Annotated in this window: 23 protein-coding genes; 3 read left to right on the plus strand and 20 right to left on the minus strand. The window is 70.4% G+C overall.

Annotation, left to right across the window (positions count from 1 at the left end; translation table 11 throughout):
- Positions 1-79 precede the first annotated feature (79 nt).
- Positions 80-1081 (minus strand): NADP-dependent oxidoreductase, encoded by a 1002-nt coding sequence (locus FHX52_RS06805; protein WP_141821052.1) that lies wholly within the window; start codon positions 1079-1081, stop codon positions 80-82.
- Between the two features lie 85 nt (positions 1082-1166).
- The gene (locus FHX52_RS06810) at positions 1167-1595 is read right to left on the minus strand and encodes an organic hydroperoxide resistance protein (protein WP_141821054.1); all 429 of its coding nucleotides are present in this window, start codon (positions 1593-1595) and stop codon (positions 1167-1169) included.
- Positions 1596-1676: 81 nt separating this feature from the next.
- Here FHX52_RS06810 and FHX52_RS06815 point away from each other — a divergent pair, with 81 nt between their 5' ends.
- Positions 1677-2129 (plus strand): MarR family winged helix-turn-helix transcriptional regulator, encoded by a 453-nt coding sequence (locus tag FHX52_RS06815; protein ID WP_141821056.1) that lies wholly within the window; start codon positions 1677-1679, stop codon positions 2127-2129.
- A gap of 50 nt (positions 2130-2179) precedes the next feature.
- Here the strand turns inward: FHX52_RS06815 and FHX52_RS24525 are convergent, their stop codons facing one another.
- The 8 genes from FHX52_RS24525 to FHX52_RS06850 all read right to left on the minus strand — a co-directional run bounded on the left by FHX52_RS24525 (position 2180) and on the right by FHX52_RS06850 (position 10465).
- On the minus strand, positions 2180-2305 hold the full coding sequence (locus FHX52_RS24525; protein WP_281287980.1) for a hypothetical protein: 126 nt from the start codon (positions 2303-2305) through the stop codon (positions 2180-2182).
- Between the two features lie 14 nt (positions 2306-2319).
- Positions 2320-3969, minus strand: coding sequence for a chaperonin GroEL (groL, locus tag FHX52_RS06820; RefSeq protein ID WP_141821058.1), 1650 nt, complete (start codon positions 3967-3969; stop codon positions 2320-2322).
- A gap of 5 nt (positions 3970-3974) precedes the next feature.
- The gene (locus FHX52_RS06825; RefSeq protein WP_141821060.1) at positions 3975-4868 is read right to left on the minus strand and encodes an iron-sulfur cluster assembly protein; all 894 of its coding nucleotides are present in this window, start codon (positions 4866-4868) and stop codon (positions 3975-3977) included.
- Positions 4865-5911, minus strand: coding sequence for an amidohydrolase family protein (locus FHX52_RS06830; RefSeq protein WP_141821062.1), 1047 nt, complete (start codon positions 5909-5911; stop codon positions 4865-4867). The genes FHX52_RS06825 and FHX52_RS06830 overlap by 4 nt, the downstream gene beginning before the upstream one ends.
- A 157-nt stretch (positions 5912-6068) precedes the next feature.
- A complete protein-coding gene (mimD, locus tag FHX52_RS06835; protein WP_141822077.1) occupies positions 6069-6404 on the minus strand; it encodes a propane 2-monooxygenase effector subunit MimD in 336 nt (111 codons plus the stop codon).
- 2 nt (positions 6405-6406) lie between these two features.
- Positions 6407-7513, minus strand: coding sequence for an aromatic/alkene monooxygenase hydroxylase subunit beta (locus FHX52_RS06840; RefSeq protein WP_141821064.1), 1107 nt, complete (start codon positions 7511-7513; stop codon positions 6407-6409).
- A 114-nt stretch (positions 7514-7627) separates the two neighbouring features.
- Positions 7628-8701 carry a 2Fe-2S iron-sulfur cluster-binding protein gene (locus tag FHX52_RS06845; protein WP_141821066.1) on the minus strand — a complete coding sequence of 358 codons (1074 nt, stop codon included), beginning with the start codon at positions 8699-8701 and terminating at the stop codon, positions 7628-7630.
- A 132-nt stretch (positions 8702-8833) separates the two neighbouring features.
- The gene (locus tag FHX52_RS06850) at positions 8834-10465 is read right to left on the minus strand and encodes a ferritin family protein (protein WP_141821068.1); all 1632 of its coding nucleotides are present in this window, start codon (positions 10463-10465) and stop codon (positions 8834-8836) included.
- Positions 10466-10740: 275 nt separating this feature from the next.
- Between FHX52_RS06850 and FHX52_RS06855 the strand changes: the two genes are divergently transcribed.
- A complete protein-coding gene (locus FHX52_RS06855) occupies positions 10741-12525 on the plus strand; it encodes a sigma-54-dependent Fis family transcriptional regulator (RefSeq protein WP_141821070.1) in 1785 nt (594 codons plus the stop codon).
- Between the two features lie 6 nt (positions 12526-12531).
- Here FHX52_RS06855 and FHX52_RS06860 read toward each other — a convergent pair whose 3' ends face one another.
- Genes FHX52_RS06860 through priA form a run of 3 tightly spaced genes read right to left on the minus strand, consistent with a single transcriptional unit; the run spans position 12532 to position 15404 of the window.
- Positions 12532-13851, minus strand: coding sequence for a DUF445 domain-containing protein (locus FHX52_RS06860; protein ID WP_246069647.1), 1320 nt, complete (start codon positions 13849-13851; stop codon positions 12532-12534).
- A gap of 33 nt (positions 13852-13884) precedes the next feature.
- Positions 13885-14640: an SseB family protein gene (locus FHX52_RS06865; protein ID WP_141821072.1), complete on the minus strand. Its 756-nt coding sequence runs from the start codon at positions 14638-14640 to the stop codon at positions 13885-13887.
- On the minus strand, positions 14637-15404 hold the full coding sequence (priA, locus tag FHX52_RS06870; RefSeq protein ID WP_141821074.1) for a bifunctional 1-(5-phosphoribosyl)-5-((5-phosphoribosylamino)methylideneamino)imidazole-4-carboxamide isomerase/phosphoribosylanthranilate isomerase PriA: 768 nt from the start codon (positions 15402-15404) through the stop codon (positions 14637-14639). Before priA ends, FHX52_RS06865 begins: the two co-directional genes overlap by 4 nt.
- A 210-nt stretch (positions 15405-15614) precedes the next feature.
- On the opposite strand from priA, the gene FHX52_RS06875 reads away from it, so the two are divergent.
- Positions 15615-16589, plus strand: coding sequence for a homocysteine S-methyltransferase family protein (locus FHX52_RS06875; protein WP_246069648.1), 975 nt, complete (start codon positions 15615-15617; stop codon positions 16587-16589).
- Positions 16590-17279: 690 nt separating this feature from the next.
- Here FHX52_RS06875 and FHX52_RS23765 read toward each other — a convergent pair.
- From FHX52_RS23765 to FHX52_RS06910, 7 genes are all read right to left on the minus strand, one after another.
- Positions 17280-17717, minus strand: coding sequence for a hypothetical protein (locus FHX52_RS23765; protein ID WP_185747103.1), 438 nt, complete (start codon positions 17715-17717; stop codon positions 17280-17282).
- 63 nt (positions 17718-17780) lie between these two features.
- The gene (gene hisH, locus FHX52_RS06885; protein WP_141821076.1) at positions 17781-18419 is read right to left on the minus strand and encodes an imidazole glycerol phosphate synthase subunit HisH; all 639 of its coding nucleotides are present in this window, start codon (positions 18417-18419) and stop codon (positions 17781-17783) included.
- A complete protein-coding gene (gene hisB, locus FHX52_RS06890; protein WP_141821079.1) occupies positions 18416-19015 on the minus strand; it encodes an imidazoleglycerol-phosphate dehydratase HisB in 600 nt (199 codons plus the stop codon). The genes hisH and hisB overlap by 4 nt, the downstream gene beginning before the upstream one ends.
- Positions 19012-20217 (minus strand): histidinol-phosphate transaminase, encoded by a 1206-nt coding sequence (locus tag FHX52_RS06895; RefSeq protein ID WP_141821081.1) that lies wholly within the window; start codon positions 20215-20217, stop codon positions 19012-19014. The genes hisB and FHX52_RS06895 overlap by 4 nt, the downstream gene beginning before the upstream one ends.
- On the minus strand, positions 20214-21572 hold the full coding sequence (gene hisD, locus FHX52_RS06900; protein WP_141821083.1) for a histidinol dehydrogenase: 1359 nt from the start codon (positions 21570-21572) through the stop codon (positions 20214-20216). The genes FHX52_RS06895 and hisD overlap by 4 nt, the downstream gene beginning before the upstream one ends.
- A 71-nt stretch (positions 21573-21643) precedes the next feature.
- Positions 21644-23743 carry a S9 family peptidase gene (locus FHX52_RS06905; protein ID WP_141821085.1) on the minus strand — a complete coding sequence of 700 codons (2100 nt, stop codon included), beginning with the start codon at positions 23741-23743 and terminating at the stop codon, positions 21644-21646.
- Between the two features lie 84 nt (positions 23744-23827).
- On the minus strand, positions 23828-26968 hold the full coding sequence (locus FHX52_RS06910; protein WP_141821087.1) for an ExeM/NucH family extracellular endonuclease: 3141 nt from the start codon (positions 26966-26968) through the stop codon (positions 23828-23830).
- Between the last annotated feature and the right edge of the window lie 16 nt (positions 26969-26984).

The raw sequence follows: 26984 nt of genomic DNA on the forward strand, positions 1-26984 counted from the left end.
AGAGAGCACTCCGTCGGCCGACGGAGTGCTCTCTCGATTGGGCTTCGTGCTCTCGAGATGGGGCTTGGTGCCCTCTCGATCAGAGGCGGACGAGCATCTTGCCGAGGTTCTCGCCGCGCAGGACGCCGAGGAAGCCGTCGACGGCGTGGTCGATGCCGTCGACGAACGTCTCGCGCGAGGTCAGCGTGCCGTCGGCGATCCAGCCGGCGGCCTTGGTCGCGTACTCCCCCGCGATGTCGTAGTGGTCGCCGACGAGGAAGCCCTGGATCGTGCCGCGCGTCTGGATGAGCCGCGCGAGGTTGCGCGGGCCGGGCGCCGCCTCGGTGTTGTTGTAGACGGAGATGGCGCCGCAGATGGCGATGCGCCCGCCGAGGCGCAGCGATCCGATGGCCGCCTCGAGGTGGTCGCCGCCGACGTTGTCGAAGTAGACGTCGATGCCGTCGGGCGCGGCCTCGCGGAGCAGGTCGGAGACGCGACCGTCCTTGTAGTTGAAGGCCGCGTCGAAGCCGAGGTCGTTGAGGAGATGGTCGACCTTCTCCTGCGAGCCCGCGCTGCCGATGACCCGGCTCGCTCCCAGCGCCTTGGCGATCTGGCCGACCGCGCTGCCGACCGCGCCCGCCGCACCGGACACGAAGACGACGTCGCCCGCCTTGAGCCCTGCGATGCGCGTCAGGCCGGCGTATGCCGTGAGGCCCGTCATGCCGAGGACGCCGAGGTAGGCGGAGGCCGGGGCCACCGACGTGTCGACGACGCGCGCGGACGCCGCGTCCACCACGGCCTCCTCGCGCCAGCCGAGACCGTGGAGCACGTGGTCGCCCACGGCGACGCCGTCCGCACGGGACTCGACGACCTCACCCACCGCGCCGCCGTGCATCGCCTCGCCGAGCGCATACGGCTCGGCGTACGACTTGGCGTCGCTCATGCGGCCACGCATGTAGGGGTCGACCGACATGACCTCGTTGCGCACGCGGATCTGGCCCTCGGCGAGCTGCGTCGGGGCACTCTCCACGAGTGCGAAGTTCTCGGGAGTCGGCCAGCCGACGGGGCGGGACACGAGCTGGACCTCACGGGGGTTGGACATCGGTTCTCCTTCTGGGGCAGTGCTTTTCACGGTTCGATGGATCAGGTTCGCACGGGCGACCGGTGGTGCGCTGGGTGCGCTCCGGTCACTCGACGACGAGCTCGACGGGGATGTTGCCGCGCGTCGCGTTCGAGTAGGGGCACACCTGGTGCGCGATGCCGACGAGCTCACGGCCGAGCTCCTCGTCGACTCCCTCGGGCAGCTCGACGTGGAGCACCACGGCAAGGCCGAAGCCCTCGCGGCCGTTGCCGCTCAGGCTGACGTCGGCGGTCACCGCGACGTCGAAGTTCTCGACCCTGCGCTGGCGCGCGACGAGCCCGAGAGCGCTCGCGAAGCACGCGGCATACCCTGCGGCGAAGAGCTGCTCCGGGTTGGTGCCCTCACCGCTGCCACCGAGCTCGCGCGGGGCAGCGAGCGTGACGTCGAGGCGACCGTCGGAGGTGACGGCGCGGCCCTCGCGGCCGGAGGCCGTGGCCGATGCGACGTACTGGGCGGTCTGGGTGGCGGTGCTCATTGCTGCTCCTCGGGTGGACGATCGGTCTGCATTCAGTTGTGCGCAATTCTGTTGTGCACAATTTGATAGTACGCTTGGGGCATGACCTCGTCCAACTCGGCCGACGCCCTCACCATCGAGCAGCAGATCTGCTACGCGATGCACACGACCGTGCGCACCTTCGACGCCGTCTACCGGGAGCTGCTCGCAGAGCACGGGCTGTCCTACCCGCAGTACATCGCCCTCATGGCCATCGGGGAGCACGGGCCGCTGACCGTCGGCGCGCTCGGCGAGCACATGCGCCTCGACTCCGGCACCCTCTCGCCGCTGCTCAAGCGGATGGAGGCCGCGGGGCTCGTGGGCCGCACGCGCGACCCCGCCGACGAGCGCCGGGTCCTCGTGGCGCTCACCGACCCGGGGCGCGACCGCCTCGCCGCGGTCGCCGACGTGCCGCGGACGATCGCGGCCCGGAGCGGTCTCACCCTGCCGCAGCTGGCTGAGCTGCGGCGCACCCTCGAGCAGCTGACCGCGACGCTCCAGGAGACGCGCGACTGACACGACGATGCCGCCCCGCGGGTGGCGGGGCGGCATCGGGTGGAGTCGGCTCAGGTGGAGGACTCGCACCGGTAGAGCAGCACGTCGAGTCGCTGCCGCAGCTGCTTGCGCCCGAGCAGCGCCCGGGGCAGGAGGACGGGCGCGAGGGCCGCGGTGACCTCGAGGACGGTGATCATCGGCTGGCCCCGACTCAGTAGATGTTGCTCGGTCGGACGAGGCCCTCGGCGAGGTCGCCGAACCCGGGTGCGTAGATCGCGCCGGGGTTGCCCATGACCTCCTCGACGATCGCCGTCTCGGTGGTGATGATGAGGCCCGCGATCGACGCGGAGGCCTCGAGGGCGGCGCGCGTCACCTTGAGGGGGTCCATCACCCCGGCCTCGAGCATGTCGCCGTAGGTGCCGGTGACGGCGTTGAAGCCGTGCCCGATGGGCAGGCTCGCGACGCGGGACACCACCTCGTCGCCGTCGTAGCCCGCGTTGATGGCGATCCACCGCAGCGGCTCGACGAGGGCACGGCGAACGATCTCGCGACCGACCGCGTCGTCACCGGTCAGCTCGATGCGCGACACGGCGTCCTGGGCCTGGGTGAGGGCGGTGCCGCCGCCGGCCACGATGCCCTCCTGGAGCGCCGCCCGCGCCGCGGCCAGCGAGTCCTCGACGCGCAGCATGCGCTCCTTGAGCTCGACACTCGTGGCTCCCCCGACGTTGATCACGGCGACGCGGCCGGTCATGCGGGCGAGCCGCATCTGGAGGCTGTCCTGGTCGCCCTCGATCTTCGAGCGCTCGAACTGCTTCTCCAGCTGGGAGATTCGCGCGTCGACGAGAGCCGGGTCGCCATGCGCGCCGACGATCGTCGTGTCGTTCTCGGTGATCGTGATGCGGTCGCACGTGCCGAGGTCGGTGGCGCTGATCTCGTGCAGCTCGATGCCGGTGTCGTTGGCGACGACCCGTCCCCCGAGGGCGATGGCGAGGTCCTCGAGCTCGGCGAGCCGGCGGTGGCCGAAGCCCGGGGCTCGCACGACGACCGACTTCATCGTGCCGTGCATGTTGCCGCCGACGAGCAGCTGCAACGCCGGACCGTCGACGTCCTCGGCGAGGATGACGAGGGGCCGGTCGGCGCGCTTGGCTGCCTCGACCGTCGGCATGATGTCCTGGACCTGGGTGATCTTCTTGTTCGTCAGCAGGATGACGGGGTTGTCGTAGACCGCCTCCATCCGCTCGCGGTCGGTGACCATGTAGGGCGAGATGTAGCCGTGGTCGAACTCGATGCCGTCGACGACGTCGACCGAGAGGCCGAGGGTGTCCGACTCCTCCGTCGCGACGATGCCGTTCTTGCCGACCCGCGTGACCGCCTCGGCGACCGCCGACCCGATGGCGTCGTCGTCGTTCGCCGCGAGCGTGGCGATGCGCTCGAGGGCGGCCTGGCCGGTCACCTCGGTCGCGAGCCGGCGCAGCGTGTCGACGACGACCGGCACGGTCTGCTCGATGCCGCGACGCACGCGCATCGGGTTGGCACCGGCGTCGACGGCGCGCAGTCCCTCGCGGACCATCGCCTGGGCGAGGACGGTCGCGGTCGTGGTGCCGTCTCCGACGACACCGTTCGTCTTCATCGCGACTTCCTTGACGAGCTGGGCGCCCATGTTGGCGAAGGGCTCGCGCAGCTGGATCTCCTTCGCGATGGTGACGCCGTCGTTCGTGATCGTCGGTGGGCCGGTGAGCTTCTCGAGGACGGCGTTGCGTCCCTTCGGGCCGAGCGTCACCTTGACGGCGTCGGCGAGCGCGTTGACGCCGACCTCGAGCAGGCGACGGGCCTCTTCGTTGAAGCGCAGTTCCTTTGCCATGTCTGTCAGTCCTTCGGGTCGAGTTTCGGACGGCGAGCCGTCCGGGGATGAGAAACGCTCGGTGCTGTGCTGGCGGTGCTGGTCGTGCTGGCGGTGCTGGTCGTGTCGGTGATGGTCTCGGTGGTCTCGGTGACCTCGGTGGTGAGGGCGGACGCGTCACCCCCGGCGTAACGGGTGGCGAGCAGGCCCCGGCAGAAGTGGGCGTTGCCCTCGATGGAGATGCGCACCGACGTCGCGAGCCGCAGGCGGAGCGGCAGCTCCTCGTCGGGCACACCCTCGCCGTGCTCGTCGACGACGACCCGCTCCCCCGGTGCCACGCCGAGGCCGATGTCGGTGCGCCGACGCAGGAGAGCCTCCTTGGTGCGGCCCGCCGGGAGGTCGCCGAGCGTGAGCCGGCCGAGGTGCTCGACGCGCACGGATCCGGCGGTGAGTGCCGCCATGACGCAGCGCTCCATGGCGGCGGCGTGGGCCTTGCGCTGGAAGATGAGCCGGAGCTCGTCGAGGCCCTCCTCCGCCTCGGCCCCGAAGGTGCCGAGGTAGCCGGCGTCTGCCGCGATGCCGGCGTTGATCTTGTCGGAGTCGTGGTGGTCGTCGAGCACGACGGTGACCCTGCCGATGCCCCGCACGCGGCGCAGGGCATCCTGCGCGTCCGAGACCATGAGGTAGGCGAAGTTCGGCGAGCAGAACGACGTCGGCAGCCGCAGGTGCACGGTGACACCGGCGGGGTGCAGGGCCACCGACCGGACGAAGCCGAGCCCGGTGATCGGCTCGTCCAGCTCGGGGTCCATCACGGTGGCGAGCGCCTCGAGCACCTGGTTCGCCAGGGATGCCCCGTGCTGCGTCCCCGCTCCCCGTCGCCGGGTCGAGGGGGACGCGGCCGGGGTGGCGACGGCGCTCATGAGAACACGCTCTCCTTCGCACCCGCGGCGACCTCGAGACCGGGGTCTGCCAGCTCGGCCTCCGGCAGCCGCAGGTCTGCCGGCACGTCGAGGTCGTACATCTTCGCGGCATTGAGCCCGAGGATCTTCTTCTTCGCCGTGGCCGTGAGCGGGGCGTACTCCGTCATGTCCTCCGGGATCTGGAAGTCGACGAACTTCTCGACGAGCCACTTCGGCGTCCAGATCGCGTAGTCGCTGGAGAACTGGATCTTGTCCTCGCCGATCCAGTAGAGGAGCTCGCCGATGATCTGCGCGAAGTAGCGCGGACGGGTGTGGATGAAGGGCATCGCGACGGCGAGGCCGGCGTGCACGTTCGTCTCCTGCGTGGCGATCCAGCAGAAGTCCTCGAGCCGGGGCAGGCCGCAGTGCTCGACGACGAAGTTGAGTCCTTGGAAGTCGGTCGCGACGGCGTCGACATCGGCGACATCGAACGCGTCGCGGTCGAGCGGGATGATCGTCGGGCCCTTGTGGATGTGGATGTTCTTCACCCCGAGCTCCTCGCAGGCCTCGAGGTACTTGTACGTCCAGGGGTCCGTCAGCTTGTAGCCGCGGGAGTCCCCGTGCCACTCGGCCGTGTAGAGCTTGACGCCCTTGAGGCCGAAGCGCTCGGCGTCGCGCCGCAGCTGGTCGAGGCCCGCCTGCTCGTTGCGCGGGTCGAAGTTGTGGTTGTAGGTCAGCTTGTCGGGGTGGGCCTGGGTCAGCGCCCACGCCTCCTCCGTCTGGCCGAAGCCGTTCTGGTAGAAGTCGCCGAGGTGGGCCGGCTGGAAGATGGCGTGGTCGACGTAGCCCTCGTCGAAGAGGTCCTTCATCAGCCGCTCGCCGCCGTAGTAGGTGTAGGTGTCGTAGTCCCACACCACCTCCTCGGGGCTGAGGTTCTTGTGGTAGTCGTAGAAGCAGTCGATGAACTGCTTGCCGTGGATGTTCCTGAGGTTCGACTCACGGCCGTCCCACAGGGCGACGTGCGCATCGACGACGTAGTACTTCTCGCCGTTCTTCTCGTACATGGCTTCCTCACTTCGTTGTGTCGGGATGAAACGCGGGCGTCGAGCCGCTGGGCCGGCTCCAGTGGGCGGAGCGGGGTGGGGGCCCGGGCTGGGGGCCGGCCCAGCGGCATACGAGCGCCTAGGTGCGCCAGTGGTTCTCGTCGGTGGGGCGGGTCCTTCAGTTGGCGACGAGGTCGAAGCCGATGTACTCGGCGGCGTCCTCGGGGCTGGCGAAGAGGATCGTCTTGTCGTCGAGGTGGACCATGCGGCCGTAGTGCGTCGAGCTGATCTCCTCGAAGACCGACCCGTCGAACTCGACGCCGAGGGCGTCGCTCAGCTCCTCGTAGTCGAAGTCGAGCAGCTTCGGCCCGTCGACCCGGATCATCGAGGGGTACTCGGTGAGCTCGACGCCCTCCTTGCGGCCCATAACCTCGGCGACGACGCGGCCGACCGGGGTGTTCATGAGGGTGACCCCGCACATGTTGGAGAACGAGGCCTCCGAACCGAATTGCATGCTCACTGGTCCAACTCCTTCGGGATGTCGAGCTCGAGGTCCTCGAGCAGGGTGCGGAACTTGTCCTTGGCCGCGTCGAGCGACGTGGCGAAGGTGACCGGCTTCTCGGCCGGCTGCGACCAGATGGGCTGGAGCGCCTGCGCCGCGGCCAGGCACTTCGGCACCCACACGGACAGCCACTGGCCGAAGAGCTCCTTGTTGGCGGCCCCGTGCTCCTCGTCGCGCACGAGGAGCTGGAAGAGGCTGCGCGAGGCTGCCAGGTCGCGGGCGTAGTCGTTCTCGCCCGTGCCGACGAGCGTGGGCGTGATGTAGTCGCCGTTGCGCGCCGCGATCTGCATGACGAGCTCGCTCCGGAAGAGCTGGCCGACGAGCTGCTCGAAGACGATGTTCGTCGCGAAGAGCAGCTCACCCCAGTCCCCGACCGCCGTGAGCTCCTCGACCGTCCGGCGCGTCGGCTGCCACTCGGGCGCGTTCTGCCAGACGTCGCGGTGGGCCGCACCGTCGAAGTCGATGCCGGCCTCGGACAGGTCGAGGTTGAAGAGGGCGAGGTCCTGGGCGAAGCGCATCTTGTGCGCCGCCGCCACCGCCACGGCGTTGTTGATCATGTTCGTCGGCGCGGACCGCTGGATCGAGGTGAAGACGTGCAGGGCGATGCCGTTCTCGGCGTGCATCCAGGCCCCGAGGTTGCGCTGGATGAAGACGACCCAGGCGTGGTTCCAGCTCTCGTAGGCCCTGGCCCGCCGGGCGTTCTCGAGGCACAGGCTCACCTGGCGCACCACCGCCGAGTTGTTGCGGTAGATCGTCTGCTCCCACTCCTCGTTCGGGTCGAGGAAGCTGTGCCAGTTGGACGACTGGGCCTTGGTCCACTCCTTGGGGTAGCCGCCGGGGCCGTCGCCGAAGCCGTAGATCCACCCCTGCGTGAGGTGGCGGTCGGGGTCCGGCTGCACGTCGACGGTGACGTCCTCGTACATCGTCGCCCGCAGCTTGGCCGGCTTGTAGTAGTTGTACGTGCGGCTCTTCGAGCTCGGGAAGTCCAGGGCGCCGGCCTCGGAATCAGTGAACTCGATCTTGGGGAAGCTGCGCGTCTTCTGGTCGGTGATGTCCGCCATGTCAGTCAACTCCGTTGTTGATGTGGGTGATTCGTGGGTGGTGCGGGTTCGTGCGCGTTCCGTGCGCGTTCCGTGCGGGTGCCGTCGGGGTATGCCGTCCGGCTGGGGAGGTGCTCAGGTCGTCACGACCGTCACGGGGCTCGTGAAGGAGTCGTGGAAGACCTGGTCGTTCGGCACGCCCTGCTGCTCGAGAAAGGCCAGCGCGGCATCGACCATGGGCGGCGGGCCGCAGAGGTAGACCTCGCACTTCGCGAGCGCCTCCTCACGGCGCGCCACCACGTCGGTGACGTTGCCGAACTCCGGGCTCACGCCCGGCGGCATACCGCCCCCGTCGGGGGACCCCGCCCCGGGGAGCGACTCCGACAGGCAGGCGACGAACTCGAAGTCGCGAAGGCCCTCGCCGAGGGCGAGGATCTCGTCGACGTAGAAGAGGTCGGCCGCCGTGCGGGCGCCGTAGTAGAAGCGGACCGGGCGGGTGCTGCCGGTCTCGTTGAGGTGCCGCAGGAGCGAGAGGATGGGTGCCATCCCCGCCCCGCCCCCGATGCACACGACCGGCAGGGCGTGTCCGTCCTTGATCGTGAAGGACCCGTACGGACCGTTGACGTGCAGCTCGTCGCCGACCGAGAGGCCGTCGTCGAGCAGGGCCGAGAACCGACCGCCCGGGTACTTCTTGATGAGGAACTCGACCTCACCGGGCGTGGACTGCGTCGTCGCCATGGAGAACGAGCGGTGCTCGTCCGTCCCGGGGATGGTGATGTCGCTGTACTGACCGGGCTTGAACTCGTAGGTCGCCGGCTCGATCGCCGTGAGACGGAGCGACACGATGTCGCGCGTCATCGGCTCGATCGCCGTGACCCGGGTGCGCACGTCCTGGATGGGCACGCCGCCGAGCAGCTCGTCCTCGTCGAAGTTGAGCAGCTCGATGGTGCAGTCGCTGAAGGCGTGCGCCCGGCAGAGCAGGACGTAACCCTCCTCGACCTCGGCGTCGTTGCAGGCGAACGTCGAGTAGCGCTCCATCTGGATCTCGCCCTCGAGGATGTAGCTCTTGCAGGCCGAGCACTGCCCCTCGCGGCAACCGTGCATGAGGTGGATGCCCTGACGGAACGCGGCGTCGAGGATCTTCTCGTCCTCGCCGACCTCCATCTCGATGTCGACGGGTTCGAAGTAGATCTTGTGGGTGTCGGCCATGGTGGGCCTCCTCTCGGGTGCGGGTGATGTCGCTACGCACGGTGGCGCGAGGGCGCGCGAGTGCGGTGGGTCTGGGGGCTGGCGGCGCCACTCATCCCTGGTGGCGCCGCCAACCCGATCTGGCGGTGGAGCTCAGGCGACCTTCGTGCCGTTCGCCCGGTACTCCGCGACGTGGGCCTCACGCTCGGCGTCGGACATCTGGTTGAGGAGCACGTTGGGGCTCATGAACCGGTTGCCGCGGACGTCGTCGAGGGTCCACATCTTCTTGGGGTCGAGGTCGAGGTGCGGCTGCCCGATGAGGGTCTTGCCGTCGTCGCGGACGTAACCCAGGTCCTTGACGATGTCGGCGAGGTCCTTGTCGTGGTGCAGCGTCTCCCACTCGCGGAAGCCGGTGAGGCGGCCCATGTTGGGCGTCTCGCGGCCCTCGTACTCCGACCGGAATGCGACGGCGTCAGTCCAGTAGCACGTCTCGGAGCAGTAGGTCCTCCACTGGTCGTCGACCTTCTCGACCACCATGTCCTCACGGATGAGGGCGGGGACCATGCACGTCCAGCACCGGTGGGGGTACTGGTAGCCCACGTCCTCGAAGGCGATCGGCTTGTTGCGGCCGGGGTAGGCGAGCCGGTTGTAGTTCTCCCACCACTTGCCGTACTTGCTGTACCACCCGGGGTACTTCTCCTCGAACCACTCGAAGTCGGTGTCCGTCATGGTGTCGATGCGCCAGTAGTTGACGGGCCAGCCGGTGGCGAAGAACCGGGCGACCTCGTGGACGTAGCCCTTGTTCGTGATCCGGTTCCAGGCCTCCTCGACGAGGTCGTGCGGGATGGTGAGGCCGTACTTCTCGAGCGGGAGCAGGTAGCTGCGGTAGTAGTCGTCGTAGATCCACCGACGCCACATCTCCGCGTAGCTCTCGCGGTCCTTGCGACGGTCCTTCGTGCCGTACTCGATGAAGGTGCCGATGGCCGCGTCGACGACGCAGTGGTTGTTCCACCACGCGTAGCGCAGGTCGCGCTCGAGCAGTGGCCGGTTGCGCTCGTCGGCGAGGGCCATGAGCAGGATCGAGTAGCCGTTCGAGATGTGCCGCGACTCGTCCGACTGGACCGAGTGGAAGACCGTCGGCAGCAGGTAGTCGCCGTTGGCCGCGGCCTCGTCGGGCATCGCCACGAAGAGCGTGTTGGTGAAGGCCGTCTCGGCGACCACCGTGAGGTAGACGTTGGCGGCGGTGATCGCGTCGCCGGTGATGAAGCCCTCACCGAACTGCCGGCCGATGGTGCCCGCGTAGTTGTTCGCGAACGCCTTCTCCGTCATGTCGAAGCCGGCGGGGTCGATGTACTGGTTCATGTAGAGCTTCTTGAGGTTCATCTGGATCGTCGAGTGACGAACCTCGTCGATCATCTGGACCGCGAGCCCGTTGTGGATCTCCGGGTTCGGCACAGCGTCGATCGCCATCGGCATGGCGCGGGCGGCCGAGATCTCGGGGAACGGGATGATCGACAGGAACAGCTTCTGCCACTCGAGCCAGCGCTGCTGGACCTGGCGGAACATGTTGCCGCGGACCGCGCCGTCCATGGCGCCGAAGACGCGGTTGTCCTTCTCCTCCTCCATCGGGAAGTAGGACCGCATGATCTGCTTGAGCGGGTCCTTCTTCGGGGCCTTCTCGAACGTGTAGTCCGTGCCGAAGCGGGTCGCGGGCGTCGCGAAGGTCGGCTCCCACGTCAGCTCGGAGATCTTCGCGTGGGCCTTCGTCAGACTCTGTCTGCTCACTCTTGCCTCCTGGGTGTCGGGTCGGTCGGCATTGACCGAGCCGTCACGACGAGGACGCTCGCCGTGTGAGAGGAGACTCACAGGGCCCTGACTTCGCGACTGTCTCAATGTGAGAGGTGGGGCCGGTGGGCACCGGGCGCGTCTCACTTTGAGACGGTCCCCGGGGTATCCACAGCAGGGCATTGCACCGTGGGGTCATCGAACCTGAGACTCTTCAGGGGAGACGACCGTCCCGCACTGCCGCAGGACCGGTCCGTCGGAGAGGAGGCGTGTCGATGACGCACAGCCCTGGAGGACCGCGCGCTCGCGATGCCTTCATCGCGTCGGGGGTGCTCGACCGGTCGGTGCGCGACGTCGTCGGGAGCTCGTGGAAGCGCAGCACCCAGGCCGGCGTGAGCCCCACGCTCGTCGAGCCGTCGTATGCCGGTGCGCTGGGTGAGTCCCAGCAGCTCAACTCCCTCGTCAGCCGCGTCATGCACCGGATGGCCGAGGGCCTCGCGGGCGAGCCGGTGAGCATGATCTTCGCCGACCCGACCGGGCGCGTGATCCACCGCATCTGCCCGGACACCTCGTTCGGCCGCCGGCTCGAGAAGGTCAGCCTCGCGCCTGGCTTCACCTATGCCGAGGACAGCGTCGGCACGAACGGCATCGGCACCGCCCTGCTGACGCGGACCCCGACCCTCATCGTCGGCAGCGAGCACTTCACCGAGCCGCTCATGGGCTTCGCCTGCGCCGGCGCACCCGTCCACCACCCCATCAGCGGGGGGCTCGTCGGGGTCCTCGACCTCACCTGCGAGGCAGGGGTCTCCAACGCCCTGCTGCTCACCTACGCCCGCTCCATCGCCGAGCGCATCGAGGACGAGATCCTCGCCACGGTGTCCGTCAGCGAGATGTCGCTGCTGCGTGACTACCTCGCGGCCTGCCGGCACGCCACGGGCCCTGTCCTTGCCCTGAGCGAGGACATCGTCATGATGAACCACCTCGCCCAGCAGCGTCTCGACGCCGCCGACCGCACGGCCCTCGTCGCCCGCACCGACGACGCTGTCGGCAAGGTGGCGCCGCTGACCCTCGTGGCCGACCTGCCGAGCGGCGCCATCGCCCGTCTCGACTACCGACCGACCTCGGTCGGGTCGGCCGTCGTCGGTGGAGTCTTCCGGGTGCAGATCCAGGAGGCCTCGGCCCGACCGGTCCGCACCGCCGACTCCCGCACGCTGACGGCGCCGCTGCCCGGGGTCGCGGGCAGCAGCCCCGAGTGGACCAGGGCCGGCGCACAGCTGCGCGAGTCGCACCGTGCCGGCACCTGGGTGCTCCTCGTCGGTGAGCGAGGCGTCGGCAAGCACGCCCTCGCCCGCGCGGTGCACGTCGCCGAGTCGCCTGCTCGGCACCTGCGGGTCCTCGACGCCGAGACGGCGGCCCTCGACCCGGACGAGTGGTTCCAGCACCTCGAGGACGAGCTCGCGAGCGAGGAGGGCACCCTCATCATCCGGCACATCGACCGGCTGCCGGCCTCGCTCGTCGAGTCGGTGTCGAGCCGCCTCCTCGAGGAGTCGGACCGCTCGCACTCCGCCCCGGCCCGCTGGGTCGTGGCGACGCGCGAGGCGGCCGTCGGCGACGACGCGCTCGAGGCCCAGATCGTGCCGTGCTTCGACCGCACCATCAACGTCGAGCCCCTGCGCCACCGACCCGACGACATCCGGGCGATGATCCCCGCGATGCTGCGCACGCTCTCGCCCTCACGCGACCTGCAGATCTCGCCGCGGGCGGTCAACCAGCTGGCCCGGCACCCGTGGCCGGGCAACGCGACCCAGCTGCGTGATGTGCTGCGCCGAGTGCTCGCCGCCAAGCGCACCGGCACGATCGAGCTAGCCGACCTGCCGCCGGAGTGCATGGCCGTTGGCCGTCGCACGCTGACGCCCCTCGAGTCGCTCGAGCGCGACGCCATCACCCGGGCCCTCGCCGACCACGGCGGCAACAAGGGCCGGGCTGCCGAGCACCTCGGCATGTCGCGCGCGACGATCTACCGCAAGATCCGCGGCTACAACATCGACACGCGCCGCTGACGGGCCTCAGGAGGGCAGCAGGATCGACACGGCGTGGATGAGCATGCCGATGAGCCCGCCGACGAGCGTGCCGTTGATCCGGATGAACTGCAGGTCGCGCCCGACCTGGAGCTCGACGCGCTCGGCCGTCTCCTTGCCGTCCCAGCGGTCGACGGTCTGGCTGATGATCTTCGTCAGCTCCGTGCCGTAGCGCTCCACGGCATACACCGTCGCGTCGCAGATGCGGGCGTCGATGCGGTCGCGCAGCGCACGGTCGGCGAGCAGCCGCTCAGCGAGACCCGTGACCTCCTCGACCGCGCGGGTGCGCACCGGGCCGCCCTCGTCCTCGAGGGCCGAGATGGCGACGGCACGCAGCGAGCCCCAGAGCGACATCGCCGTGTCGACGACCTGGGGGTGCGTGAGGAGCCGCTCCTTGAGCCGCTCGGCCTTCTCCTGCGTCACCGGGTCGTGCTGGAGGTCAGCGGCGAGGTCGACGAGCAGCTTGTCGAGGGCCCGGCGCACGTCGTGCTCCGGGTCGCGGCGGATGTCGGCGAGCCACTTGAGCGCCTCGGTGTGGATCTTGCGGGCGACGAGGTCGTTGACTGCCGTCGGCACCCAGGTCGGGGCCCGCTGGGTGATGAGCGACTCGAAGAGGTCCTCGTTGTCGACGAGCCAGGCCCGCATCTCGTCGAGGGCGAGGTCGACGAGCCCGACGTGGGCCTGGTCGCGCACCACCTGGTCGAGCAGTCCGCCCGCCAGCGAGCTGACCGGCTCCTGCACGAGCCGGGGCAGCACGGCCTGCTCGATGACCGCCCGCACGTCCTCGTCGGGGATCCGGTGCAGGGCGTGCACGGTGACGGTGGCGACCTCGTCGACGAGGCGCTTGGCGTGTCCGGGCGCGAGGGCCCACTCCGCGGCCCGACGGGTCGGCTCGGCGTCGAGAACGCGCTCGCGGATGATGTCCTCGTGCATGAAGTTCTCGCCGACGAACTCCTCGAGGCTCTTGCCGATCATCTCCTTCTTGCGAGGGATGAGGGCGGTGTGCGGGATCGGCAGGCCGAGCGGGTGACGGAAGATCGCCGTGACGGCGAACCAGTCGGCGCACGCGCCGACCATCGAGGCCTCGGCGCCGGCGTTGACGAAGCCGAGCACACCGTCGTCGTGGCCGCGGGTCAGGACGTAGACGATGGCGGCGAGGACGAGCAGACCGGTGGCGACGAGGCGCATCCGCCTCAGGTCGCGGCGTCGCTGCGCGTCGAGTGCCGGGTCGACCATGAAGCCGAGCGGACCGCCCGGGACGCGAGCACGGGCGGCCGGCACGTCGGTTGCCGAAGGGGCGGTACTCACGGGCGGCACCTCTCGTCTCGGTGGCGGGTCGTGCTAGGTCGCCGCCTCCAGTGCGAAGGTCAGCGCATCGATCCTCGCACGGGTCTCCCCGTCAGTCGCGATCTGCTCCCCGATGCGGGTGGCGATCGCGCCCACCTCGTCCGCTCCCAGGCCGGGGCGCAGGCGGAGCACGATACGCAGCACTCCGGCGCCGGCCGGCTCCCCCGCCTCGACCCGGTGCCCGGTGACATCGGGCTCGCTCGCGACCGCGGCACGCACCGCGGCGGCCACGTGATCGTCGAGGTGGCTGGGCAGCCAGGGCCGCTGCTGCGCGAGCGCCCAGAGCATGCTGGGGCGCAGCACCGTGGCGTGGGACGAGGCCACGTCGACGACGAGCACGTGGCACTCCTCCGAGATCGCCGCCTGGGCTGCGGCCGAGGCCGTCACCGGCACCGGCCGCGCGTGAGCGTCCCAAGCGGCGAGGCTCTCGAGCGAGGTGAAGACCGGCAGGGCTCGCGAGCCGTCAGGTGAGGTGAGCGTGACGGCGGCCATGTCGCTGCGGGTCTCGACGACGTGGGCACCCGACTCGTCGACCTCGTCGGCCACCGCGACGACGGGCACGAGCCACCGGGCCGAAGCCGTCCGGGCGAGCAGCTCGATCTCGGCGTCGGCATCGGGGCGCTCGTGGACCGCGGCGAGCGCGGCTTCGAGGGCGGGGTCGGCGCCGCCGGTGTCGCCCGCGAAGCCGTGCGCCGGGATCGACTTGCCCGCCCAGGCCTGACCGGCGGAGTCGGTGGGCAGCTCGCTCATCGGACGGGCCTGCCGGCGACGTCGAGCGCCTCCGGCAGGGTGAAGGCGCCACGGTAGAGAGCCGATCCGACGATGGCCCCCTCGACGCCCTCGCCGACGAGCGTGCGGATCGCTCTGATGTCCTTGAGGGTCGAGACTCCGCCGCTCGCGATGACGGGGCGGTCGGTGCGGGCGCAGACGTCACGCAGCAGCTGCACGTTGGGGCCCTGCAGCATGCCGTCCTTGTTGACGTCGGTCACGACGTAGCGGGCACAGCCCTCGGAGTCGAGGCGCGCCAGGGTCTCCCAGAGATCGCCGCCCTCGCGGGTCCAGCCACGGGCGGCGAGGGTGGTCCCGCGCACGTCGAGGCCGATCGCCACGCGGTCGCCGTGCTCGGCGATGATCGACGCCGTCCACTCCGGGTCCTCGAGCGCCGCGGTGCCGATGTTGACCCGCCGGCAGCCGGTCGCGAGCGCCGCCTCGAGGGAGTGCGCGTCGCGGATGCCACCGGAGAGCTCGACCTGGAGGTCCAGACGCCCGACGATCGAGGAGATGAGCTCGCGGTTGCTGCCCCGGCCGAAGGCCGCGTCGAGGTCGACGAGGTGGATCCACTCCGCCCCCGCGTCCTGCCAGGCCTGTGCGGCCTCCCACGGGTCCCCGAACTGGCCGCCGCTGCCGGCGACGCCCTGCACGAGCTGCACCGCCTGGCCTTCGGAGATGTCCACCGCCGGGAGCAGCTGGAGCCGCGGCTGGTCGGTCTGCTGGTCGGTCGCCTGGCCGGTCATCGGAAGGGCTCCTCGGGTTCATCGGGATGGGTGGGTGGGTCGACTCGGCGGTCGGTCCCGTGCGACCTCCGAGTATGCCGTGTGGCCCCCTGCCGTGCTCGGCGCGCCCGTCCGTCGCCCGGGCAGGTCGCCAGAACCCCACCCCGCCTCGTGCCATCTGCTAGACCGGGAGGACACGAGACCCGTCGCCGACCCTCGAGGTGAGACATCATGTCCTTCGACAAGCCCGTGCCCGGCAGTGTGGGGCTCCCCCAGCTCAGCGGTCGGCCGATGGTGACCGACGGCGGCCTGGAGACGGACCTCATCTTCAACCACGGCCTCGACCTGCCCGACTTCGCGGCGTTCCCCTTGCTCGACGACGAGGCCGGCCGGCTTCTCCTCACCGGCTACTACGACGACTACGCCGCCATCGCAGCGAGGGCCGGGGCCGGCCTCCTGCTCGAGTCACCGACGTGGCGCGCCAACCCTGACTGGGGCTCCCGCCTGGGTCGGTCCGCCGACGACCTGACGCGGGTCAACGTCGCCTCGATCACGTTCCTCCAGGAGCTGCGGGATCGGTATGCCGCCGAGCTGGAGGACGTCGTCATCAGCGGGGTCGTCGGGCCGCGGGGTGACGGCTACCGCAGTGACGGCGCGACGGACCCCGACGAGGCAGCGCGCTATCACCGACGTCAGGTGACCGCGTTCGCGGAGTCGGGAGCCGATGTCGTGACCGCCCTGACGCTCACCGACCCGGGTGAGGCCATCGGGATCGTCCGAGCCTCTCGAGACGCCGGCCTTCCGGTGGCGATCTCCTTCACCACGGAGGTCGACGGCCGGCTGCCCGACGGCACGCCGTTGTCCACGGCCGTCACCGTGGTCGACGCGGCGGCGAGCCCGGACTACTACCTCGTCAACTGTGCCCACCCGCAACACGTGCTCGCGGCCCTCGCACCCGATGCTTCAGGCGCTTCGGACGCTCTGGGGGCCGGGATCGGTTGGGGCTCGAGGATTCTCGGCATGCGCTACAACGCCTCGACCCGCAGCCATGCCGAGCTCGACGAGGCCGACGACCTCGATGCCGGTGACCTGGCCGTTCTCGCTGGAGGGCACGCGGAGGTGTTGGACCAGATCGGCCCACTCACGGTGATCGGCGGGTGCTGCGGCACGGACGCCTCGCACGTCGCTGCGCTGTGGGGCGTCTGACGCGTACCGCTAGGCCCGACGATCGCCTCCCACCACCGGCCACCCCAACCACAATCGAAAGAGCAGTTCGTCGCCTCCCCGGCGGCCGCGCAGGCCCGAAAACCCGACGAACTGCTCTTTCGATCGGGCTTGACACGCCGGACCGCTCTCTCGATCGACACAGGCGAGTGGCACCCCGCCACAAACCATGCCAGCCGCGCCGACGACACCCACAATCGAAAGAGCAGTTCGTCGCCTCCCCGAGCGCCGCGCAGGCCCCGAAAACCCGACGAACTGCTCTTTCGATCGGGCTTGACACGCCGGATCGCTCTCTCGATCGACACAGGCGCGTGGCACCCCGCCACCGGCCACGCCCGCCGCGCCGACGACACCCACCATCGAAAGAGCACTTCGTCGCCTCCCCGGGCCGCGCGGCCCCGAAAAACGACGAACTGCTCTTTCGATTGGGCTTGGCACGCCGGATCGTTCTCTCGATCGACACAGGCGAGTGACACCCCGCCACCGGCCATGTCGGGCGAGCCCTCGACAACCCACCCACGATCGAAAGAGCAGTTCGTCGCCTCCCCGGGCGCCACGCGGGCCCCGAGAACCCCGACGAACTGCTCTTTCGATTGGCCCTTGCACGCCGGATCCCTTAAGCGATCTGCACAGGGGAGCAGGCACGCAGGGCGACGGGCAGGGGCCTTTGCGTCAGTGACCCGAGTTGGGAGCGGGCGGTCCAGCTCCAGGGTCGGCAGAGTCAGCGGAGTCGGCAGAGCCCGCAGGGTCAGCTGGGTCGGCGGGGACCGCATCTCCAGTCGACGGCGCCGCGGCGCCTGCGGCGATCTCCGCCCGGTTCTTCCACACGACGTATGCCAGGCCGAGGACGAGCACGACGACGATGAGGCCGATGCGGACCGGCCACGACAGGTCGAGCAGCGTCGTCACGACGAGCGTGCCGAGGGCGGTGCCCACTGTGGTCGGCAGCCCGGGCCGGCTCGCGCGGCGGCGTGGCTGCAGGGCGCTGCTCGTCGTCCGCCGCCTCGTCGTCGTGGTGCGTCGCTTCGTCGTGCGCGCCTTGCTGCCGCTGCTGCTCGTCGCCCGCGAGCTCGTGCCCGCCGTGCTGCGCGGCGTCTTCTTCGTCGCCATCGGTTGCTCCCTCATCGGCCGATCTGCCTGTGCGACAGTCAGATCGGGCGTCAGCCCCACATGTCAGAGGCTGCGGACCCAGTTCTCCAGCAGAGTGGCTCCGGCGTCACCGGACTTCTCTGGGTGAAACTGCGTCGCGGCCAGGGGCCCATTCTCGACCGCGGCGACGAAGGGCGCGCCGTGACGCGCCCACGTGACCTTGGGTGTGACGCGGACGAAGGCGCCGGAGGGCTCGAGAGTCCAGTGCTGAACGGCATACGAGTGCACGAAGTAGAAGCGCTCGTGCTCGACCCCGCGGAGGAGGGCCGACCCGGAGGGCACCTCGACCTCGGACCAACCCATGTGGGGCACGACGGCGGCGGGCAGGCGCTCGACGGTGCCGGGCCACTCCCCCAGCCCTTCGACGGGCGTGGCCGACGGCTCGGTCGAGCCCTCGAAGAGCACCTGCATGCCGACGCACACGCCGAGCACCGGGCGCCCTCCGCTGAGGCGACGGTCGATGATGCGCGGCCCCTGGGCAGCTGCGAGCCCCGCCATGCACGCGTGGAAGTTGCCGACGCCGGGCACGAAGAGCCCGTCGCACGCGAGGGCCGCGACGGGGTCGGCCGTCAGGGTGACGGAGGCGCCGACGCGCTCGAGCGCGCGCACGGCGGAGCGCACGTTGCCGCTGCCGTAGTCGAGGACGACGACGTCCTTGGTCACAGGGCGCCCTTGGCGCTGGGGATGCCGACGACGCGCGGGTCGAGGGCGACGGCCGCACGCAGGGCCCGGGCCACCGCCTTGAACTGCGCCTCGACGATGTGGTGGGGGTCGCGCCCCGCGAGCACCCGGACGTGGAGGCACAGCCCGGCGTTGGAGGCGAAGGACTCGAAGACGTGCCGGGTCATCGACCCGGTGAAGTGTCCGCCGATGAGGGCGTACTGCTGGCCCTCCGGCTCGCCCTCGTGCACGACATAGGGGCGGCCCGCGACGTCGACCACCGCGTGCGCGAGAGCCTCGTCGAGCGGCACGGTGGCGTCACCGAAGCGCGAGATGCCGCTCTTGTCGCCGAGGGCCTCACGCAGCGCCTGCCCGAGCACGATGGCCGTGTCCTCGACGGTGTGGTGCACGTCGACGTGGGTGTCGCCGGTCGCCTTGACGGTGAGGTCGATGAGGGAGTGCTTCGCCAGCGAGGCGAGCATGTGGTCGTAGAAGGGGACACCGGTCGACACGTCGGAGACACCCGTGCCGTCGAGGTCGAGGGTCAGCTCGACCGACGACTCGGAGGTGGCCCGCGTGATGGTGGCGGTGCGGCTCATGGCTGCGTCCCTTCGGCGGGGAGGTGGGTGGCGGCTGGGGTGGCTCGGACGTGGTCGGGCGCCAGACGCGTCATCGCCTCGAGGAAGGCAGTGGTCTCGTCGGGGTCGCCTGCGGTCACCCGCAGGTGGTGGGCGATGCCGACGTCCCTCACGAGCACACCGGCGTCGAGCAGAGCCTGCCACGTCGCCTTCTCGTCCGCGAGGCCGCCGAAGAGCACGAAGTTGCTGTCGCTCGCCACGGGCGTCGCGCCGAGCTGTGCGAGCACCTCGACGATGCGGTCACGCTGCTGCTTGATGACCTCGACGGTGCCGAGCATGTCGTCGGCGTGCTCGAGCGCGACCCGGGCGATCGTCTGGGTCGGGCTCGACAGGTGGTAGGGCAGGCGCACGAGGCGCAGCGCGTCGACGAACTCGGCCGATGCGACGAGGTAGCCGAGGCGCCCGCCGGCGAAGGCGAAGGCCTTGCTCATCGTCCGGGTCACGACGAGCCGCGGGTGGTCGGCGAGGAGCGTCAGCGCGCTGCGGGTGCCCGGCCGGGCGAACTCGGCGTAGGCCTCGTCGACGACGACGATCGCGTCGGGGGCAGCCTCGAGAACCGCGCCGATGACCTCGAACGGCAGTGCCGTACCCGTCGGGTTGTTGGGCGAGCAGAGGAAGACGATCGACGGCCGGTGCAGTCGCGCCTGCTCGGCCGCGGACTCGGCGGTCAGGTCGAACGTGTCAGGCTCCCCCGTGCCACGCAGCCCGTCGACCCAGGTGGTGCCGAGGGTCTCGCTGATGATCGGGTGCATCGAGTAGCTGGGGGTGAAGCCGAGCGCCGTGCGCCCCGGACCGCCGAAGGCCTGCACGATGTGCGACAGGACCTCGTTGGAGCCGTTGCCGGCCCACACCTGGTCGGGGGTCACCGACACGCCCGACTGCTTCTCGAGGTATGCGGTCAGCGCCTTGCGCAGGTCGGTGAAGTCGCGGTCGGGGTAGCGGTTCAGGCCCGCCATCTCCTCGGCGAGCGCCGCGAGGATGGCCGCGACGACGTGCGCGGGCACGGGGTAGCTGTTCTCGTTGGTGTTGAGCCGCACGGCCACGTCGAGCTGTGGCGCACCGTAGGCGGTGCGGCCGCGCAGGTCGGGGCGCAGCAGTCGCTGCACCTCGCTCTGCGGCGGCGTGCCCTCGGGCTGCTCGGGCGACGCGCCGCCCGAGCTCACCGCGGCACCTCGTCGCCGAAGCGTGCGGTCACGGCCTCGCCGTGGGCGGGTAGGTCCTCGGCCTGGGCGAGGGTGACGACGTGGCGCGCCACGCCGCGCAGGGCGGCCTCGTCGTAGTCGACGACGTGGATCCCGCGCAGGAAGGACTGCACCGACAAGCCGCTGGAGTGGCACGCGCAGCCCGCGGTGGGCAGGACGTGGTTGGAGCCCGCGGCGTAGTCGCCGAGGCTCACGGGGGCGTGCGGTCCGACGAAGATGGCCCCGGCGTTGCGCACGCGCGCAGCCACCGCTGCGGCGTCGCGCGTCTGGATCTCGAGGTGCTCCGCGGCATACGCGTTGACGACGTCGAGACCCGCGTCAACGTCGTCGACGAGGACGATCCGCGACTGGGTGCCCTCCAGCGCCTCGGTCACCCGCTCGGAGTGCTTCGTGGCCGGCACCCGACGGCGCAGCGCCGCGCGCGTGCCCTCGGCGAGCTCCTCGCTGTCGGTGACGAGCACCGACGCCGCGAGCGGGTCGTGCTCGGCCTGGCTGATGAGGTCGGCCGCCACGTGGTCGGGGTCGGCGGAGTCGTCGGCGAGCACGGCGATCTCGGTGGGGCCGGCCTCCGCGTCGATGCCGATGAGGCCCTTGAGGAGTCGCTTAGCCGCGACGACCCAGATGTTGCCCGGGCCGGTGACGAGCGAGACCGGGTCGCACACGACCGGCTCACCGTCGACGAGCTGCGTGTCGTCGACGAAGCCGTACGCGAACATCGCGACCGCCTGGGCGCCGCCGACGGCATACACCTCCTCGACCCCGAGCAGCGCGCACGTCGCGAGGATCGTCGGGTTGGGGTAGCCGGCGAAGACGCCGGTGTTCTCGCGCTGGGGCGGCGAGGCCACGGCGAGGGAGCCGACCTCGGCGAGCTGGGCGGGGACGACGTTCATGATGACGCTGCTCGGGTAGACGGCGAGGCCGCCCGGCACGTAGAGGCCGACCCGGTCGACCGGCACCCAGCGCTCCGTGACGGTTCCGCCGGGCACGACCTGGGTCGTCGTGTCGGTGCGGCGCTGGTCGGCGTGCACGAGGCGTGCCCTGCGGATCGACTCCTCGAGGGCGGCGCGCAGGTCCGGGTCGAGACCCTCGAGGGCGGCCCGGAGCACCTCGCCGGGCACCCTCAGGTGGGTCGGGCGCACGCCGTCGAAGCGCTCGCCGAGGTCGCGCAGCGCCTCAGCCCCACGATGCGCGACGTCCTCGCAGATCGGCCGCACCTGCTCGAGGGCGGCCGTGACATCGAACTCGGCTCGGGGCAGGGCCCCGCGCAGGAAGCGCACGTCGAGCGTGCGGCCGCGCAGGTCGAGGGTTGACATCATGGGTACGAGTCTAAAAGGCCCCGGAGGTGCCCCCGCGCACGTCTCAGGGTGCGGCCCCCGCGCTGGACAGGTCAGGTGACCGCGCCGAGCAGCACGGAGGTCTCCCACGCCCACTGCCGCCACGTGTCGTAGCGCCCCGACTGCCCTCCGTGACCGCCCGCCATCTCGGTCCGGAAGAGGATCGGCGCCGCCCCGGCATCGTCACACGTCTCGTGCCGCAGGGCGGCCACCCACTTGGCCGGCTCCGTGACGTAGACCCTCGTGTCGTGCAGGCTCGTGGTGACGAGCAGCGCAGGGTAGCGCTGCGCGCAGACGTTCTCGTAGGGCGTGTAGGACTTCATCAGGGCGTATGCCGCAGGGTCCTCGAGCGGGTTGCCCCACTCCTCCCACTCGATGACGGTCAACGGCATCGCCGGGTCGAGGATCGTCGTCAGCGCGTCGACGAAGGGCACGGACGCGTGGATGAAGCGGAAGCGGTCGGGCGCCTGGTTGGCCACGACTCCCATGAGCAGCCCACCGGCCGAGCCACCCTCTGCCGCAAGGCGATCCGGGGCGACGATGCCCGAGTCGCGGAGGTGGTCGGCACACGCGACGAAGTCGGAGAACGTGTGCGGCTTGGCGGTGAGCTTGCCGTCGTCGTACCAGGAGCGGCCCATCTCGGAGCCGCCGCGCACGTGGGCGATCGCGAAGACCCAGCCGCGCTGCAGGAGGGACAGGCGCAGCACGGAGAACCACGGGTCGCTGGGGATGCCGTAGGCGCCGTACCCGTGCAGCAGGGCGGGCGCCGTGCCGTCGGCGACGACGTCGGCCCGGTGCACGATCGAGATCGGCACGCGGGTGCCGTCGGGTGCGGTCGCCCACTCGCGACGCTGGCGGTACTGGGTGAGGTCGTGGCCGTCGCGCACGCGCTGGGCCTTGAGCAGGGTGAAGGTGCGGGCCCGCACGTCGTAGTCCTCGACGGTGCGCGGTGTGACGAGCGACTCGTGCACGACCTGGAGCGTCGGCGTGGACGACTCGGGGTTGACCCCGACGTGGATCGTGCCGATGGGCTCGCCGACCGAGATGTCGTGGGCTTCGCCGAGTCCGTGCGGCGAGTCGGCGTCACGCAGCACGATGCGCACCCCGGTGCCGCCCTCACGCCGGAGCGAGATAGCGATGAAGTCGTCGAATCCCTCTGCACCGGTGACGAACTCGTCCTCGGTGGTGAGGTCGAGAGCGACCCACTCCTGTGCCGACGTGCAGGTGACCGGCGCGACCGCCAGCTCGAAGTTCGTGCGGTTCGCGTTGTGGGTGACGAGGATCTGGTCGCCCATCGGCTCGATGTCGTACTCGACTCCGGGGCGGCGCTCGGCGACGACGTGGGGCGTCCCGAGCGGGTCGGCGGCGTCGAGCAGGCGGAACTCCGACGTCGTCTTCGAGCCGATCGCGATGATGACGTGCCGGTCGTCGCGCGAGGACCCGACGCCGACGAAGAAGCGCTCGTCGCTCTCCTCGTGGACGAGTGCGTCGGCCTCCACCGCAGTGCCCAGCTCGTGGCGCCACACCTGGTAGGGCCGCCACGCGTCGTCGACCCGGGTGTAGAAGATGTGCCGGCCGTCGAGCGACCAGGCGAGCGAGCCTCCGGTCGCGCGCACGGCCTCGTCGAGGGTCTCCCCCGTCGCGATGCTCCGCACGCGCACGTCGTAGCGCTCGTCGCCGGTGAGGTCGACGGCATACGCCAGGACGTCGCCGGCAGGAGACACCTCGGAGGCGCCCACGCCGAAGAAGTCGTGGCCGACCGCGGCGGCGTTCTGGTCGAGCAGCACCTCCTCGCCGGCAGGAGGGCGACCGTCGGCGAGGGCCGGCCGCTCGGGGTTGTCGGCCAGCGCCACCCGGCCCTCGACGGCATACTGCTCCCCCTCGATGGTGCGGGAGTAGTACCACCAGCGGTCGTGGCGCACAGGCACCGAGAGGTCGGTCTCCTCGATGCGAGAGCGGAACTCCTCGAAGATCTGTTCGGCCAGCGGCTGGAGGGGCTCGGTCTGCTCGGTCGCGTAGGCGTTCTCGGCGGCGAGCAGCTCGAGCAGCTCGGGCGACTCGCGGTCCGCCATCCACGCGTAGGGGTCCTCGAAGACGTCGCCGTGGTGGGCACGGGTGACCGGGGAGCGGCGGGCGATCGGGGGCTGCTGCATGCGCGAAGTCTAGGTTCCCGGTCACCGGACGACGGCGGCCCCGGAGTCCGAGGACTCCGGGGCCGCCGCGATGTGTCGGTTCGGTCAGCGGTGGATCTTGATCTGGCCCTGCGCCGACTTCACGCCGCTGTCGTAGACGAGCGACCCGTCTGCGGCCGTCACGCGAAGGCGGAAGGTGTCGGACTTCCCCGCGTCGAGGACGTCGACGGTATACGTGTAGCTCGCGCTGCCGTTCACCGTCGCGGCCCCGGAGAAGCGGGCTGCGTCTCCCCGGATGACGAGGAAGTCGAACGACGTGCCCGCGAGGCTGAACGGGGTGCCCGCCCCGCCGAGGCTGTAGACGAACGTACCGGTGGGATGCGTGGCCCCGGCTGCGTAGTCGAGGTCGATCTGGAAGGCACCCTTGCCCGCCCTCGTCGGGTCGGCGACGAGCGCCCCGGCGGGCGACTGGATGAAGCCGCCACCCGTGACGAAGCCGGCCGCGTCGTCGGTGAGGTCGAGACCCACGACCACGGGGTCGTGGTCGGAGATCCGGAACTCGTCAGGCGCGTAGAGCGAGGAGATCTGTCCCTGCGACTTGAAGTTCGTGTTGTAGTCGAGGACGTTGGGCTCGTCGGCGTTGATGTGCCAGTCACGCACGGCCGTGGTCTGGGCCGTGATCGACGCCGTGCCGAGCGCGTGGTCGAGGTAGCCCCACTGCCCGTCGAAGGCGTACGAGTAGGCCTCCGACCCGTTGAACTTCTCGATGAGGTTGGTGAAGCCGGCCTTCTCGAGAGTCGTGATCGGGTTCTCCTTGGCGTAGGAGTTGAGGTCGCCGAGGATGAGGACGTCAGGGTCTCCCGTGCCCGTCGGGTCGCCGGCCAGCCAGTCGGCGAGCAGGGCGGCCGATCGCGTGCGCACCGCGCTGCAGTTGGCCTGCCCGTCGCCCTGGTCGGGCTGGTCGCAGGCGCTGCCCTTGCTCTTGAGGTGGTTGGCCACCCCGACGAAGACGCCGCCCGTCACGTTGTCGCGGAAGGCCTGCGCGAGCGCCGGCCGGTTGCGCGGGGCTGCGTCGCCGCCGTTGACGAAGGCGACGGAGTTGAGCACGGCCGTGCGGCCGACCGGGGTCACGTTGCCGGGCTTGTAGAGCATGCCCACCTTGATGGCGTCATCACCGAGGGCATCGGTCTGACCGGTGGCCTTGTCGGCATCGATGAACGCCCACGTGCCCGCGCCGTCCTTCTCGTTGAGCTTGTCGACGAGGAACGACTCGGCGCTGTCGGGGCCGTAGCCGTCGTTCTCCATCTCCATGAAGGCGACGACGTCGGCCTCCGTGCCCGAGACGGCAGCCACGGTCTTGCGCCACTGACGGTCGAACTCCGTCGCGTTCTCCGCCCCACGGCAGTCGGTGGCGCCGCCCTCGACACCGCTGCGGCAGCCGGAGAAGGTGTTGAAGAAGTTGAGCAGGTTCATCCCGGCGACGCGGGTGGTGCCGCCGACGTCCGGGACGCTGGTCGGGCGCGGGTTGGCCGGCTCGAAGTCGACCGAGCCGCCGAGGGCGCCGACGGGGCGCACGCGGTAGGAGTTGGGGCTGGCCGTGGCTCCGCCCCACGTGTAGGTCATGACGCCGACGACGCCGGTCGCCGTGTCGCCGCCGCGGAGCGTGTTGCCCGCCGTGAGGGGAGCTCCGTCCCGGGCGAACGGGATGGGGTCGGGGTTCTGAGCCTGCGAGCCGTCGTCGACGATAATCTTGCGCAGGTCGTTGGCCGCCTGCAGCGCGAGGGCCGGCGCGCCGGGAGCGACGACATTGGTCGGCTGCTGGAGCCGGCCGCCCTGCGAGAGGGTGACCTGGCCGAACCGGCCGAGCTGGAAGTGCTCGGTGACCGTCATCTGCTGCGGCAGCTTGACGAGCATGCCCTCGTAGCGCTCGAGGAAGGTGTCGTTCGCGACCGGGAAGACGACGTCGGTCGGAGCGACGATGCCGCTGCCGCAGACCGTGATGGTGCCTGCGCTGACCTGGGACTGCCCCTGGTTCTCACTGGCGCGACCCGTCACACGGACCACGTCGCCGGGCTTCACGGTGTCGGCGTTGCTGCCCTCGAAGACGAAGATGCCGTCGGAGGTCTGGGGGTTGTCGTCTCCGGTGGGGTCCTGGATGTAGAAGCCGCGCAGCGCCGGGGACGGGCCCTCGTAGTCACCGACGACGACGCCCTGGGTGGTCACGGTGTTCGTCGTGGTCACGGACGCGCCGTCGCCCTGCAGAGCCGGAATGCGCTGGTAGGGAAGCGTGCACGGGTCGCCGGCGGGGGTGGTGGTGAAGGAGATGACCGCGTCGTCCGTCATGGTGTCAGGCGGGTCGACGGTGTCGACGTCGCGCACCTGGGACGCGGAGACCGTGAGGGAGCACCGATCGCCGGGGACGAGCTCGGGACCGGGGTCGACGGTGAAGGTCGTGGGACCGCCCGAGACCGCCGTGTCTACCGCCCCCACCGCGGCGCAGTAGAGGCCGAACGCCTCCTGCGGAGCCGTGACGGGCTCGGAGAAGGTCACGGTCAAGGACGAGGAGACCCCGACACCCGTAGCCCCTGAGGCAGGCGAGCTGGCGGACACGCGGGGGGCCAGGTCGGTGGACGGTTCGCTGTCGACGGAGTGGCTGCCCAGGCCGTCGAAGGTGTCGACGGCATAGCCGTCCCACTGCGCCGACGGGTCGAAGGCGTCGCCGCCGTTCGGGTCGCCCGCCGTGACGGACGCCTTGCGGCGCAGCGTGTTGTCGGCCGTTGACGTGAGGCCGCTGCCCCACTCGGTGCCGGGATCGAACCCGATCTGGCCGATGACGTCGACCGGGGTCGCGCCCTTGACGAGGGCGATGGCGTCGTCCCCGTTGAAGAGCGAGGCCCCGGTCGTCTGGTCGGCCTGGGCGAGGATCGCTGCCGACGCCGCCGACGATGCGAAGACGAAGACGTCGCCGTCCGCGACCGTGCCGGACAGCGCGAAGGTCGTCGCCGTCGTCGAGCCGTTGAAGTACATCCGAAGGCTGTAGGCCGACATGTTCACCGTGGCGCCGGTGCCGTTGTAGATCTCGATCGCCTTGTTGTTGCTCGAGCCCTCGACGTACTCGCTGATCAACAGCTCGCTCGGGGCGGCCGACGCGGTCGGCGCGGCCGCGACGAAGGGGACGATCCCGACGGCGAGTGCGGCGGCTGTGGCCCCCGCGACCCGACGCAGGACAGGACGTGACAAAAGCATGTGATTCCTCCCTGGG

It is taken from the genome of Humibacillus xanthopallidus, from assembly GCF_006717145.1.
In the GTDB taxonomy this organism is placed as follows: domain Bacteria; phylum Actinomycetota; class Actinomycetes; order Actinomycetales; family Dermatophilaceae; genus Humibacillus; species Humibacillus xanthopallidus.